Annotated in this window: 11 protein-coding genes; 6 read left to right on the top strand and 5 right to left on the bottom strand. The window is 70.3% G+C overall.

Going from position 1 to position 12,979, the window contains the following annotated elements; all coding sequences use genetic code 11:
• The first annotated feature begins 4 nt into the window (after nt 1–4).
• From Q9R19_RS02860 to Q9R19_RS02850, 3 genes are read left to right on the top strand one after another with little or no spacing between them, the layout of a single operon-like run.
• Nucleotides 5–883 carry a branched-chain amino acid ABC transporter permease gene (locus Q9R19_RS02860; RefSeq protein ID WP_311254834.1) on the top strand — a complete coding sequence of 293 codons (879 nt, stop codon included), beginning with the start codon at nt 5–7 and terminating at the stop codon, nt 881–883.
• Nucleotides 883–2,565 carry a branched-chain amino acid ABC transporter ATP-binding protein/permease gene (locus Q9R19_RS02855; RefSeq protein WP_311254833.1) on the top strand — a complete coding sequence of 561 codons (1,683 nt, stop codon included), beginning with the start codon at nt 883–885 and terminating at the stop codon, nt 2,563–2,565. Before Q9R19_RS02860 ends, Q9R19_RS02855 begins: the two co-directional genes overlap by 1 nt.
• Nucleotides 2,558–3,283, top strand: a complete 726-nt coding sequence (locus Q9R19_RS02850) for an ABC transporter ATP-binding protein (RefSeq protein WP_311254832.1) — start codon at nt 2,558–2,560, stop codon at nt 3,281–3,283. Before Q9R19_RS02855 ends, Q9R19_RS02850 begins: the two co-directional genes overlap by 8 nt.
• Nucleotides 3,284–3,324: 41 nt before the next feature.
• Here the strand turns inward: Q9R19_RS02850 and Q9R19_RS02845 are convergent, their stop codons facing one another.
• Together Q9R19_RS02845 and Q9R19_RS02840 are read right to left on the bottom strand one after the other, a co-directional pair.
• Complete coding sequence (locus Q9R19_RS02845; RefSeq protein WP_311254831.1) at nt 3,325–3,948, bottom strand: HAD-IA family hydrolase; 624 nt, start codon at nt 3,946–3,948, stop codon at nt 3,325–3,327.
• Nucleotides 3,948–4,979 carry an LD-carboxypeptidase gene (locus tag Q9R19_RS02840; protein WP_311254830.1) on the bottom strand — a complete coding sequence of 344 codons (1,032 nt, stop codon included), beginning with the start codon at nt 4,977–4,979 and terminating at the stop codon, nt 3,948–3,950. Before Q9R19_RS02840 ends, Q9R19_RS02845 begins: the two co-directional genes overlap by 1 nt.
• A 71-nt stretch (nt 4,980–5,050) precedes the next feature.
• Here Q9R19_RS02840 and Q9R19_RS02835 point away from each other — a divergent pair, with 71 nt between their 5' ends.
• Both Q9R19_RS02835 and Q9R19_RS02830 read left to right on the top strand, forming a co-directional pair.
• A complete protein-coding gene (locus tag Q9R19_RS02835; protein WP_311254829.1) occupies nt 5,051–5,257 on the top strand; it encodes an AsnC family protein in 207 nt (68 codons plus the stop codon).
• A 52-nt stretch (nt 5,258–5,309) separates the two neighbouring features.
• Complete coding sequence (locus tag Q9R19_RS02830) at nt 5,310–7,190, top strand: ABC transporter ATP-binding protein (protein ID WP_311254828.1); 1,881 nt, start codon at nt 5,310–5,312, stop codon at nt 7,188–7,190.
• Nucleotides 7,191–7,613: 423 nt separating this feature from the next.
• On the opposite strand, the gene Q9R19_RS02825 is transcribed toward Q9R19_RS02830, so the two are convergent.
• Entirely contained in the window at nt 7,614–9,485 is a 1,872-nt protein-coding gene (locus Q9R19_RS02825; protein WP_396653438.1) for a phosphoenolpyruvate carboxykinase (GTP), read from the bottom strand.
• A gap of 113 nt (nt 9,486–9,598) precedes the next feature.
• Here Q9R19_RS02825 and Q9R19_RS02820 point away from each other — a divergent pair, with 113 nt between their 5' ends.
• Nucleotides 9,599–11,041: a helix-turn-helix domain-containing protein gene (locus Q9R19_RS02820; protein WP_311254827.1), complete on the top strand. Its 1,443-nt coding sequence runs from the start codon at nt 9,599–9,601 to the stop codon at nt 11,039–11,041.
• 15 nt (nt 11,042–11,056) lie between these two features.
• Here Q9R19_RS02820 and Q9R19_RS02815 read toward each other — a convergent pair whose 3' ends face one another.
• Both Q9R19_RS02815 and Q9R19_RS02810 read right to left on the bottom strand, forming a co-directional pair.
• Nucleotides 11,057–11,845 (bottom strand): thioesterase family protein, encoded by a 789-nt coding sequence (locus Q9R19_RS02815; protein ID WP_311254826.1) that lies wholly within the window; start codon nt 11,843–11,845, stop codon nt 11,057–11,059.
• A gap of 15 nt (nt 11,846–11,860) precedes the next feature.
• Nucleotides 11,861–12,925, bottom strand: coding sequence for a winged helix DNA-binding domain-containing protein (locus Q9R19_RS02810; RefSeq protein WP_311254825.1), 1,065 nt, complete (start codon nt 12,923–12,925; stop codon nt 11,861–11,863).
• Between the last annotated feature and the right edge of the window lie 54 nt (nt 12,926–12,979).

Here is a 12,979-nt window from a genome sequence, read left to right as displayed (position 1 = left end):
CCCCATGCTGCAGCAGCTGCTGAACGGCCTGTTCCTCGGATCGATCTACTCGCTGTTCGCCATCGGCTTCACGCTGGTGTTCGGCATCCTGGATCGACTGAACCTCGCCCACCCCTCCGTGTTCGCCGCGTCGGCGTTCGTGGGGATCTGGCTGACCGAATCCTTCGACCTGCCGATCTGGCTGACGCTGATCCTCGTGTTCGCGTTCGGGGCGATCATGGGTCTGCTCATCGAGCGCATCGCGTTCCGTCCTCTCAAGGACAGGCCGGATGCGCACTTCGCGGGACTGATCTCGTCGATCGCGATGGCGGGGATGATCGTGGCACTGCTGCAGGCCGCTTTCGGTCCGAACACGCGCCGGTTCCCGGTGGGGACGATCCCCGAGGATGCGCTGCAGCTGGGCGACCTGACGGCGAGCTGGCTGCAGATCATCATCCTGGCGGTCTCGCTGGGCCTGATGATCGCCCTCAGCCTGCTCGTGCAGCGCTCGCCTCTGGGCCGCTCGATGCGCGCCGTGGCGGAGAACCCGACCGCGGCGCGCGTCCTGGGCGTGAACGTCGATCGCGTGACGGCACTGACGTTCGCGATCTCGACGGCGCTCGGCGCGGTGGCCGGCGTGCTGTTCGCCCTGAACGTGAACAGCGCGCAGCTGAGCATGGGCAGTGCGATCGAGCTGAAGGGTCTGGCGGTGATCATCGTCGGCGGCATGGGGTCGCTCTCCGGTTCGCTGGTGGGCGGCCTCATCCTCGGCATCGCCGAGGTGTTCGCCATCCAGTACATCGGCTCCAGCTGGCGCGACCTGATCGCGTTCGCGCTGCTGTTCGTCATCCTGCTGGTGCGGCCCGAGGGGCTGTTCGGCAAGCGCAAGGTGCGTGAGGTCTGATGCTGTTCACCGAATCGACCCTCGTCTTCATCGCCCTCAACGGCGTCTTCGCGTTCTCGTTCTACGCGGTGCTCGTCGCCGGCCAGCTGTCGCTGGCGCAGGCCGGGTTCGCCGGCATCGCCGGCTTCACTGCCGCCACTCTCACCCCGCCGCCCGCCGAGTGGGGCCCGCTGCCCACGCTGCTGTTCGCGATGGTCGTGGGGATGCTGGTTGGCGCGGTCACCGCCGTGATCCTGGGGCTGCCGACCATGAAGCTGCGCGGCGTGTACCTGGCGATCGCGACGCTCGGTTTCGCGGAGGCCATCCGCATCTTCCTGCTGAACGCCGAGTGGACCGGCGGCGCGCAGGGCATGGCGGTGCCCAAGACCCTCACCCCGGCGGTCGCCTGGGTGGTGCTGGCACTGGTCACCTACTGGTTCGCCCGGCAGAGCCGCTCGCGCTACGGCCGCGCCCTCGAGGCGATCCGCGAGGACGAGCTCGCAGCGCGCTCGATCGGCATCAACGTGGGCGGGCACCGGTTGTCGGCGTTCGTGGCCGCGGGCGTGCTCGCGGGGCTGTACGGCGTGATGTGGGCGTACTACGTGCGCCTGATGGCGCCGGAGGACTTCGGGTTCAGCACCGCCATCGACGGCCTGGTCACCGCGGTCGTCGGCGGCACGGCCAACTTCGTCGGCCCCATCCTGGGCAGCGGGTTCCAGACCATGCTCCCGGAGATCCTGCGCGTCACCGGCGTGGAGGCGGGCTGGATCCGCCCGTTCATCTCGGGGCTGGCGCTGCTGCTGGTGATCCTGTTCCTGCCGGGCGGCATCGCGAGCCTGATCCCCCGTCGCCGACAGAAGGTCGACGTCGCGTCGCTGCAGACGGATGCCGCGCAGCCGGCGCTGCGCACGCACCCGGCCGCCGGCGAGGTGGTCGTGGAGCTGAAGCAGCTGGCGAAGGAGTACGGCGGCGTGCACGCGGTGCGCGGTGTGGACCTCACCGTCCGCAGCGGCGAGGTGGTCGGTCTGATCGGCCCGAACGGCGCGGGCAAGACGACCTTGGTGAACATGGTCTCCGGGCTCATCCCGCCGTCCTCCGGCACGGCCACCGTGCTGGGCGTTCCGATCGGCCGCACCCCGGTGCACAAGATCGCGGCCGCCGGCGTGACGCGCACGTTCCAGCACTCCAAGCTGTTCAACCGGCTCACCGCGCTGGAGAACGTGCTGATCGGCGCGCACGTGGTCGCCCGTCCCACCTTCCTGCGCCGGCTGCTCTGGCTGCCCTCCGCAGGTCGCGACGAGCGGACCGCTCTCGCGCACGCCGCACGCTGTCTGGACCGGGTGGGGCTGCTCGACAAGGCGAACACGCTGGCCAAGGGGCTCTCCTACGGGGATCAGCGCAGGCTGGAGATCGCCCGCGCACTGGCCGCGGATCCGTCGCTGCTGATCCTGGACGAGCCCGCCGCCGGCATGAACCACGTCGAGGCCGACGGACTCAGCGCGCTGATCAAGGACCTGTCCGCCGACGGGCTGACCATCATCTTCATCGAGCACAACGTGGGAATGGTGCTGGACACCTGCGACCACATCGTCGTGCTGAACTTCGGCGAGGTGCTCGCCGACGGCACCCCGGAGCAGATCGCGGCGGACGAGCGCGTGATCGAGGCGTACCTGGGCGCGGCCGAGGAGGAGACCCATGAGTGAGCCGCTGCTGAGCGTGCAGGACCTGACGGTGTCGTACGGGCGCGTGCAGGCCGTGCGCGGCATCTCGTTCGACGTCGCGGCAGGGACCCTGGTGACCCTGGTCGGCGCGAACGGCGCCGGCAAGTCGTCGATCATCAACGCCATCTCCGGCGTCGTGCGCCCCTCGGGCGGGCGGATCCTGTTCGAGGGCGACGACGTCACGCGCACCAAGTCGCACCGGCTCGTGCCGCGCGGTCTGGTGCAGGTGCCGGAGGGCAGGCAGATCCTGGCCACCATGACGATCGCCGAGAACCTGCAGATGGGCGCGCGCTCGTACGGCGCGGGGGCGGCATCCGGCATCGACGAGATGTATCAGCGCTTCCCCGTGCTGGGAGAGCGGCGCAAGCTGGCGGCCGGCTCGCTCTCCGGTGGCGAGCAGCAGATGCTCGCCATCGCCCGGGCGATGCTGGCCAGGCCGAAGCTGATGCTGATGGACGAGCCGTCGATGGGGCTCGCGCCCAAGATCGTCAACGAGGTCTTCGGCGTGATCGACGAGGTGCTCGCCGGCGGCACGACGGTGCTGCTGGTCGAGCAGAACGCCCGGCGCGCCCTGCAGGCCGCGCGGGAGGGCCACATCCTGCAGAACGGCGAGATCGTCCGCTCCGGGGCGTCCGACGAGCTGCTCGCCGACGACGACATCATCCAGGCGTACCTGGGCACGGGCCGCGCGAAGGAGTGACGCCCCCGTCGGGGAGCCCCTGGCGGGCTGCCAGGGCGCGGTCAGCCCGCGAGGAACTCCTCGATGGCGGCGATCGTCGCCGCGTTGTCGCGGTGCAGGATGCCGCGGATGCCCACGCGCGCAGCCCCGTCCAGGGCGAACCGGTGGTCGTCGACGAAGAACACGTCGGCGGCGTCGGCGCCCAGCTTCTCCAGCGCCAGCAGGTAGGCCTGCGGGTCCGGCTTGTTCACGCCCTGCTCGTGGCTGTAGCAGATGGGCTCGAAGATCTGCGAGAAGCCGAAGCGCCGCTCCTCCTCCTCGCGTGCGCCGTCGGCGGAGTTGGACAGGATCGCCACCCCCGCGCGGTCCCGCAGCGACCGCGCGTACTCGATGAGATCGGTGTTCGCCTGGCCGCAGTAAGCGTCCCAGAAGTCGGCGCGCATGGCATCCTGATCCGCGCTCTCGAGATCCAGAGCCGCACCGAGCCCCTTCCAGAACTCCGCCTCCCTGCCCGCCACGATGTCGATCGGCGGCAGCTGCGCCCCAGCCACGCGTGCGTCGAACTCCGGGCGGGGAATGCCGGTGCGCGCGCACCAGCGCTGCCACCACAGCTCCTGCCAGGCGTCGTCGTCGACGATCTCGAGCACGCCGCCGACGTCGAACAGCACCCACTTGCGCGCGTCCATCAGTACTGCGCTCTCACGGTCTGCGAGACGGCGTCGAGGGTCAGCTCGCCGCCGTACGGGACGATCCACTGCGGGCGGGTGTGTCCGAACGGCACTCCCACGCACACGACGGCATCCGGGTTGTAGACGGCGACCTGCTCGATCACGACATCGCGCTGTGCGGCGCGCTGCGCCGCCTTCTCGGCGGTCGAGGGCATCACGTCGAAGGAGCTCACGGCGGGACGTGCGAAGGCGACTCCCGCCACGGATGCCAGCATCCCGCGCTCCCCGTAGGCGCGCAGCTGCTCGGCGACGACCGTCGTGGGCGTGAGGTCCTCGCTCGTCTCCAGCACGAGGATCGCCCCCGCCAGCTCATCGTCCGACGGCAGCCGCTCGGCGAGCGCAAGCTGGTTCAGCACCTCCAGGCATCCGCCCCAGGTGCGACCGCTGACGGTCTTCGCCGGCCCCGACCATGTCCACGGCTCGGTGGGCTCGCGGTCGCCGAACTCCGTCAGCGCCTCGGGCGCATCCCAGTGCCGGCCGAAGTCCTCGGACTCCCCCGGCTCGGTGAGCTCGAGCTCGCCGCCGTCGAGCAGCGCGGCGCGCAGCGACCGGGCGTGGATGTCCTCGACGGACGGCCCGGGCCCGAGGTGCACCTGCGTGGAGCCGCCGTACCAGCCGGCGATGCCGTGTCGCCAGAGCCAGTTCAAGATGTTGGTGTTGTCGCTGTGACCGACGAAGGGCTTGGGGTCGGCGAGCGCGAGCGAGGCGTCCAGATGCGGGGTGACGGTGATCTGGTCGTCACCTCCGATCGTCGCGATGATCGCTCGGATGCTCGGATCGGCGAACGCCGCGTTCACATCGGCCGCGCGGTCCTGCGCGCTCGCATCCAGCCGTCGCGTGGTGGGGTACTCGACGGGGACGAGGCCGGTCAGCTCCTGCAGGCGCCGCATCGCCTGCTCGTGCACCTCGGGGCCCGCCGCCGGCCCCGCGAAGGCGGGCGAGAGGATCGCGATGCGGTCACCGGGCTGCGCTTTCGGAGGAATCAGCATCCGTCCATCCTGCCCGATGCGCATCGTCAACTCGGGTTGACAGAGCATCTGCGTCAATGTAGATTGACATCATGACGTCGCACACCACCCTCGCCACCGGTCCCGACGGCGAGCCGATCGCCGAACTGCATCGACTCGCCGGCATCCGCCGCGAGCTCGCGCGCGCCGAGGAGGTGCAGGTGCGCCGCGCACGTCTGGCCGGATACTCCTGGCAGGCGATCGCCAGTGCGCTCGGCGTCACCAGACAGGCCGCACATAAGAAGTTCGGCAGACAATAGACCGGGCCCGGCTCGCACACGCCGGCTCCGCTCCCCGAGAAGAAGGTTCCCCATGCCCCGTACGGCGACAGCACGCCGACGCGGGCGCGGCGCGCAGCAGGACGGCCCGCGCGCCACGTTCCGCCAGCTGCTCCCCTTCCTGTTCGAGCACAAGAGGGTGCTGGTGGTCGTCGCGCTGCTCAGCATCGTCGGTGCTGCGGCGTCACTGGCGCAGCCGCTGCTGGTCGGGCAGGTCATCGAGCGCGTGCAGAGCGGCGAGCTGCTGGGCAGCCTGGTCTGGCTGCTCATCGTGCTCGTGATCGTGGCATCCGTGATCTCGGGCTATCAGCACTACCTGCTGCAGCGCACCGGAACAGCGGTGGTCCACTCCAGCCGCCGGCAGCTCATCGCCCGCATCCTGCACCTGCCGATCAGCGAGTTCGACGCCCGCCGCACCGGCGACCTGGTCTCGCGGGTCGGCACCGACACGACGCTGCTCTACGCAGTGCTGACACAGGGACTCGCGGATGCCGTCGGCGGTGCGATCCTGTTCGTCGGCGCGCTCATCGCGATGCTCATCATCGACCCGCTGCTCCTGCTGCTGATCCTGCTGGTCATCGGCGGATCCGTCGTGGTCGTCGTGCTGCTCAGCGGTCGCATCCGCACGGCGTCCGCCGCCCTGCAGCACAAGGTGGGCGAGCTGGCATCCGGCATCGAACGCGGCATCTCCAGCATCCGCACCGTGCGCGCCTCCGGCGCGACCGAGCGCGAGACGGCCGCCGTCGACGGGCTCGCCGGCGAGGCCTACGGCCTGGGCGTGCGGATCGCGAAGGTCTCCTCGATGGTCGTGCCGGTCGCCGGCATCGCGCTGCAGGTGTCACTGCTGGTGGTGCTGGGCGTCGGCGGGTTCCGCGTGGCATCCGGCGCGCTCAGCATCGCGTCGCTCGTGACGTTCATCATGTTCCTGTTCATGCTCGTGATGCCGCTCGGACAGGCGTTCGGCGCCATCACCTCGGTGAACCAGGCGCTGGGCGCGCTGGGTCGCATCCAGGAGATCCTCGACCTGCCCACCGAGACCGAGCGCGACGATGCGGATGCCGAGACGACGGCCGCTCCTGTCGTCGGCGCTCCGGCGATCGAGTTCCGCGACGTGCGCTTCCGCTACCCGGACGAGGTCGTCGCCGCGCGGGCAGCGGCGGCGAAGGAGGCGCAGACCGTGCTGGCGGATGCGCACCTGGAGCACGCCGGGGACAGCGTGTCCGCCGACGGGGATCGCGATGTGCTCAAAGGCGTCTCCTTCGCCGTGCCGCGCGGTGCGCGCGTCGCGCTGGTGGGGCCGTCGGGCGCGGGCAAGAGCACGATCCTCTCGCTGATCGAGCGCTTCTACGATCCCACCGGCGGCTCGATCCGGCTCGCCGGACACGACGTGCGCGCCTATCCGCGGGAGCGGCTGCGCGCGCAGTTCGGCTACGTCGAGCAGGATGCCCCGACCCTGGCGGGAACACTCGCCGAGAACCTGCGCCTGGCCGCACCGGATGCCACGGACGCCGACTGCGAGCGCGTGCTGCGCTCGGTGAACCTGGGCGACGTGCTGGAGCGCAGCCCGCTCGGGCTCGACGCTCCGGTGGGCGAGGACGGCGTGATGCTCTCCGGTGGTGAGCGCCAGCGCCTGGCGATCGCGCGGGCCCTGCTGACGGAGGCCCCGATCCTCCTGCTGGACGAATCGACTTCGTCGCTGGACGGCGTCAACGAGCAGCGCATGCGCGAGGCGATCGACGCCGCCGCCGAGGACCGCACGCTGGTCGTCATCGCGCATCGCCTGTCGACCGTGGTGGACAGCGACCTGATCGTGGTGCTGCAGGACGGCGCCGTGGTCGGCCAGGGCACGCACGCCGAACTCGTGGCATCCACACCGCTGTACCGCGACCTCGCCCGCCACCAGTTGCTGGTCTGAACCGCACGGGCGCGGGCGAAGCGGGCGACTTCGCGGGGCCCGAATCGCGGCATCCCCGCCCACGAGACCACCGCTCGGGACCCGCGAACCACGGCGCCGCGCACCCCGGGCGCGTCGCGGGGCCCGAATCGCGGCATCCCCGCCCACGAGACCACCACTCGGGACCAGCGAACCACGGCGCTCCGCTCCTCGGGCATGTCGCTTCGTCGCTTCGCCGGGCGAAGCGGGCGACTTCGCGGGGCCCGAATCGCGGCATCCCCGCCCACGAGGCCACCACTCGGGACCCGCGAACCACAGCGCTCCGCTCCTCGGGCATGTCGCGGAGCGGGGATGCTGCGCCGAAGAGGACGCGACGGCGGGATGCCGGAGACCACTCAGCCATGGGTTGTCTCCCGCATCCCGCCGTCGCGAGTCGGAGTGCGCTCAGCGCGCGGCGGTCAGCCGGTAGCGCAGGGCATCCAGCTCACTGCGCAGAGCCGCGGGCAGCCGGTCGCCGAAGATGCCGAAGTACTCCTCGGTGGAATCGGCCTCGGCGCGCCAGGCGTCGACGTCGACCGAGAACAGCTCGTCGAGATCGGCGTCCGAAATCGTCAGCCCGTCCAGGTCGAGGTCCTCGCGGCGCGGGAGGCGGCCGATCGGGCTGTCGACAGCGCCGACCTTCCCGTCGATGCGGCGGATGATCCAGTCGATCACCCGTGAGTTGTCGCCGAAGCCGGGCCACAGGAAGCGGCCGTCCGCGCCGCGGCGGAACCAGTTCACCTGGAAGATGCGCGGCGCGCGGTCGAAGCGCAACGAGCGGCCCACCTTGAGCCAGTGCGCGAAGTAGTCCCCCATGTTGTACCCGCAGAACGGCAGCATGGCGAACGGGTCGCGGCGCAGCTCCCCCACGGTGCCCTCCGCCGCGGCGGTGCGCTCGGACGAGATCGTGGCTCCGAGGAACACCCCGTGCGTCCAGTCGGTGGCCTCGACGACCAGCGGCACGTTCGACGCGCGGCGTCCGCCGAACAGGATCACGTCCAGAGTCACGCCGTCCGGGTCCTCCCAGTCCGCGGAGATCTGCGGGCACTGGGCGGCCGAGACCGTGAAGCGGGAATTCGGGTGCGCGGCCGGACGGCCGGAGTCCGGCGTCCACGGGTTGCCCTGCCAGTCGATGAGATTCGCCGGCGGCGTGTCGGTGAGCCCCTCCCACCACACATCGCCGTCGGGACGCAGCGCCACGTTCGTGAAGATCGTGTTGCCCCACAGCGTCTCGACCGCGGTGACGTTGGTCGACTCGCCGGTCCCGGGCGCGACGCCGAAGAATCCGGCTTCGGGGTTCATCGCATGCATGCGGCCGTCCTCGCCGGGGCGGAGCCAGACGATGTCGTCGCCGAGGGTCTCGACCTTCCACCCGGGAATGGTCGGTCGCAGCATCGCCAGGTTGGTCTTGCCGCACGCCGAGGGGAAGGCCGCGGCCACGTGGTACGCCTTGCCCTCGGGCGAGATCACGCGGATCAGCAGCATGTGCTCGGCGAGCCACCCCTCGTCGCGGGCGATCACCGAGGCGATGCGCAGCGCGAAGCACTTCTTGGCGAGGATGGCATTGCCGCCGTACCCCGAGCCGTACGAGTAGACCTCCAGCGTCTCCGGGAAGTGCACGATGTACTTCTCGTCGTTGCAGGGCCATTCCACGTCGGCCTGACCGGGCTCGAGCGGCGCACCGACGGAGTGGACCGTCTTGACCCACGGTGCGCCCTCGGCGATCTGCCGGACGACCGCGTCGCCGACGCGGGTCATGATGCTGATGGATGCCACGGCGTAGGCGCTGTCGGTGACCTGCACGCCGATGTGCGAGAGCTTGCCGCCGACCGGACCCATCGAGAAGGGGATGACGTACATGGTGCGACCGCGCATGGAGCCGGCGAACACCTTGTCCATGGTCGCGTGCATCTCGGCGGGGTCCGCCCAGTTGTTGGTGGGACCGGCATCCTCCTCCTTCTCGGAGGCGATGAAGGTGCGCGCCTCGGTGCGCGCGACGTCGCTGGGGTGCGAGCGGGCCAGGTACGAACCGGGACGCCACTCCGGGTTGAGCTTGATGATCTTCCCCTCGTCGACCAGCTGACGCAGGATGGCGTCGTTCTCGGCGCGGGAGCCGTCGACCCAGTGGATGCGGGCGGGCTGGGTCAGCGCGGCGATGCCGTCGACCCATTCGCGCAGCTCGGTCATCGCGGCGGTGTCATACGCCGGCGCCTCGCCGAAGCTGCGCGCGGGCGCGACGGACGGGATGCGAGCGGCGTGCGTCTCTGCCATGGCCATGTCTGCTCCTCAGGGAAAGGGTGGGACGATATCTCCATCTTCCGCACACAATCGCCACCCTTTCGAGACATTCGCCTTGAAAGAACCATGCTTCTTTCGGCTATGCTCAAGGAATGGCGACACCTGGACTCGAGCTCAGCACACTCGGACATCGCATCCGGCACCATCGCACCAAGCGGGGGTTCACTCTCGACGAACTCGGCGGCCTGGTGGGCATCGCGGGGTCGCAGCTCAGCCTGATCGAGAACGGCAAGCGCGAACCCAAGCTCTCACTGCTGCAGGCGATCGCCCAGGCGTGCAGCACCGACGTCGCCGATCTGATCTCGGGCGAGCCGCCCAACCGCCGCGCGGCGCTCGAGATCGAACTCGACCGCGCACAGGCCAGCCCGGTCTTCCGGCAGCTGGGCATCTCGCCGATCCGCGTGTCCAAGAGCATGAGCGACGAGACCATCGAGGCGGTACTCGGCCTGCACCGTGAGCTGCACCGTCGCGAGCGCGAAGCGATCGCGACGCCGGAGGAGGCGCGCCGCGCCAATACCGAGCTGCGGCTCACCATGCGGGCGAAGGCCAACTATCTGCCCGAGATCGAGGCGCTCGCCGAGAAGCAGCTCAAGGCGGCGGGTCACGTGTCCGGTGCTCTGACCCACCGCACGGTGAGCATCATGGCCGAGCGGCTGGGGTTCGAGCTGATCTACGTGGACGACCTGCCGCACTCCACGCGCTCGATCACGGATCTCGACAACGGGCGCATCTACCTGCCTCCGGCATCCATTCCCGGGGGGCACGGACTGCGCTCGATGGCGCTGCAGGCGATGGCGCACCGGCTGCTCGGGCACACCAGGCCCACCGACTACGCGGACTTCCTGCAGCAGCGTCTGGAGATCAACTACTTCGCCGCCTGCTGCCTGATCCCCGAGACCGCCGGCGTCGCCTTCCTGCAGCAGGCGCGCAAGGATCGCAACCTGGCTGTGGAGGACTTCCGCGACGCGTTCGGCGTGACGCACGAGGCCGCCGGGCTGCGCATGACCAACCTCATGACGCATCACCTGGACATGCGGCTGCACTTCCTGCGCGTGGACGAGAACGGCGCCATCACCCGGGTGTACGAGAACGACGACCTCACGCTGCCGATGGATGTCACCGGCGCGGTGGAGGGCCAGCTCGCCTGCCGGAGGTTCTCGGCCCGCGCCGCGTTCGAGCAGCGCAACCGCACCACGGAGCATTACCAGTACACCGACACGCCCTCCGGCACGTTCTGGTGCGCGACCCAGACCGGCTCCACCGCCTCGGGCGGGTTCTCGATCACGGTCGGCGTGCCCTTCGACGATGCGCGCTGGTGGCGCGGACGCGAGACCACGCATCGCGCGCAGTCGACGTGCCCGGATGAGGCGTGCTGCCGCCGGGCATCCGCCGCCGTGTCGCAGCGCTGGGAGGGCCGCGCCTGGCCGAGCGCCCGGGTGCACACGCACATGTTCTCCCCGCTCCCGCGCGGAGCGTTCCCCGGCGTCGAGGAGACCGAGGTCTACTCCTTCCTCGACCGCCACGCCGGCGAGTGACCGACCCGGAAGGTCTCAGCGCGGGCGCACGGTGAGCGTCTGGGATGACGTGCCCACCGGGCCGCCGTCGTCACTGAGCACCGATTCGGTCAGGCCGACGCCGTCGGAGCCGAAGGACACCGAGGTGTCCAGGCCGAACCACTCGCCTTCCGGCTCGCGGAAGATGCTGGCCGTCAGATCGACGTTCGGGTAGAGCGCGCGCTCGGGTGCGACGCGGGTCGCGATGCCGTTCGCGAAGTCGACCATGCCCAGCATCCGCGCCCGCGCCGAGATCTCCTCCCCCGCCAACAGCGGATGCCGTGGCCGGATCCAGGCTCGCGCGCGTCCGGGCTCCTCGCTCTCCCTGCGCGCATCGATCGAGCGGATGGCGCCACCTGGCCACACGTCGGCCGGCGACCACTCCGGCAGGTGCTGCCGCTCGGGCATGTGCGGCAGGGGGATGCCCGAGATCACGCTCGTGTCGTTCGGCTGCAGCATCCAGGCACGAAGGGTGACGGCGGCCCGGCCGCCGTGGGTCAGCGTCACCTCCACCAGCTCGATCGTCCTGCCCGGGCGGACCAGGCGTGCCGGTGAGACCTCGAAGCGCTCCATCGGGATCACTCCGAGGATGTCGTAGCTCGCGCGGGCGAGCACGAGGCGAGTCTCCGGGCGCCGGGCTGCGTGCTCCGTCTCGACCACGTGCGCGAGCAGGCCCAGCACGGGGGCGATGTGCTGCTCATCCGGGTTCCAGGCGCCCCCGACATGCTCGGTGGGCTCGAAGGCGATCTCGGACAGGCGGCGGAAGTAGCTCGACACGATTCTCATTGTGCCAAGGGAGTGTCAGGGTTCGACGAAGTGCGCGAATCGGGCGAGAGCGGATGCCACGGCATCCGGGTCATGATCGCCGTCGAACAGCTCGGGCGCGCTGCCCCGGGCGGCATCGGCGTGCGACCAGGTGCCGATCACCCGCCCGTGTTCGATCAGTGTGGCGCGCACCATTCCATTGCTGCCGGGTCCGATGGCGGCCAGCTGCTCGGAGGCGCATACGCGCGTGCGGTCGACGTACGAGATGTAGTACTCGTCGAAGGCAGGCAGGGCGATCACGTCGGCGGCCTTCGGCGAGCGCCGCGGCGTGGACTGCGCCGCGAAGACGCCGTCATCGATCTCGTCGACGCGTGCCCGCGCGCGTTCGGCGGCCTCTCGAGACGTGCCCAGCGTGAGTCCGGACCACCACGCGAAGTCGGCGACGCCGGCCGGCCCGTGACCGTCGATGTAGCGGACGAACAGCTCTGCCAGCGGGTCGGCGGGGGCATCCGACTCCCGAATCCATTCGTCGGCGAGCATGAAACGCTGCTCGCGGGCCACTCCGCCGCCGTTCGGCACCAGCGGTCCCTGGCAGATCTCGCCCGCGATCGTGAGGGCGAACAGCAGATGATTGCCGCGCTGACCGCGCGGGTCGATACCGGCCGCTTCCAGCAGCGCGAACAGCTCCGCCCTGGTGCCTCCGCCATCGCTCAGCGCCGGGCGCAGCACGCGGAAGGCGGTGGACAGCATCCGATCGTCCACGCCGAGGTCGCGGTGCCTGCCGGCAGCCTGTCGGCGCTGCCTGTCAGCCGTGACCGACAGCACCCAGGCGAGATCGCGCGCGGGGATGATGTGCAGCGTGCCGCGCATGGTCCAGGCGCGCACCAGTTCGCCGCGCGCGAAGACACGGTCGGCCTGCGCGATGGTAGGCCCGGCCTTCGTTCCCGAACCGCGCGTCCGCACACCGAGCGCCCAGCGTCCGGCGACGAAGTCCTGGCTCTGCACCGCGAGCATGTGTCGTGCGGCATCCGTCATCGTCGCGGCGGGCGCGCTCAGCCGATGTGAGCGCAGGCGGTGATCCAGCTGGGCACGGGGCGTCATGCTCCTATCATCGTGGCGGCCTCCGACACCGCAGCCGGCGGAAGACGGAGATCA

This window comes from Microbacterium sp. ARD32 (assembly GCF_031844385.1).
Lineage (GTDB): Bacteria > Actinomycetota > Actinomycetes > Actinomycetales > Microbacteriaceae > Microbacterium.
This window is presented reverse-complemented; position numbering and strand designations above follow the sequence as displayed.

Bases quoted from the DNA above. Each gene is read 5' to 3' on its own strand.
- Q9R19_RS02845 (WP_311254831.1), bottom strand. From the start codon at position 3,948: ATGGACGCGCGCAAGTGGGTGCTGTTCGACGTCGGCGGCGTGCTCGAG.
- Q9R19_RS02860 (WP_311254834.1), top strand. From the start codon at position 5: ATGCTGCAGCAGCTGCTGAACGGCCTGTTCCTCGGATCGATCTACTCG.
- Q9R19_RS02840 (WP_311254830.1), bottom strand. From the start codon at position 4,979: ATGCTGATTCCTCCGAAAGCGCAGCCCGGTGACCGCATCGCGATCCTC.
- Q9R19_RS02810 (WP_311254825.1), bottom strand. From the start codon at position 12,925: ATGACGCCCCGTGCCCAGCTGGATCACCGCCTGCGCTCACATCGGCTG.
- Q9R19_RS02850 (WP_311254832.1), top strand. From the start codon at position 2,558: ATGAGTGAGCCGCTGCTGAGCGTGCAGGACCTGACGGTGTCGTACGGG.
- Q9R19_RS02815 (WP_311254826.1), bottom strand. From the start codon at position 11,845: ATGAGAATCGTGTCGAGCTACTTCCGCCGCCTGTCCGAGATCGCCTTC.
- Q9R19_RS02835 (WP_311254829.1), top strand. From the start codon at position 5,051: ATGACGTCGCACACCACCCTCGCCACCGGTCCCGACGGCGAGCCGATC.
- Q9R19_RS02830 (WP_311254828.1), top strand. From the start codon at position 5,310: ATGCCCCGTACGGCGACAGCACGCCGACGCGGGCGCGGCGCGCAGCAG.
- Q9R19_RS02820 (WP_311254827.1), top strand. From the start codon at position 9,599: ATGGCGACACCTGGACTCGAGCTCAGCACACTCGGACATCGCATCCGG.
- Q9R19_RS02825 (WP_396653438.1), bottom strand. From the start codon at position 9,485: ATGGCCATGGCAGAGACGCACGCCGCTCGCATCCCGTCCGTCGCGCCC.
- Q9R19_RS02855 (WP_311254833.1), top strand. From the start codon at position 883: ATGCTGTTCACCGAATCGACCCTCGTCTTCATCGCCCTCAACGGCGTC.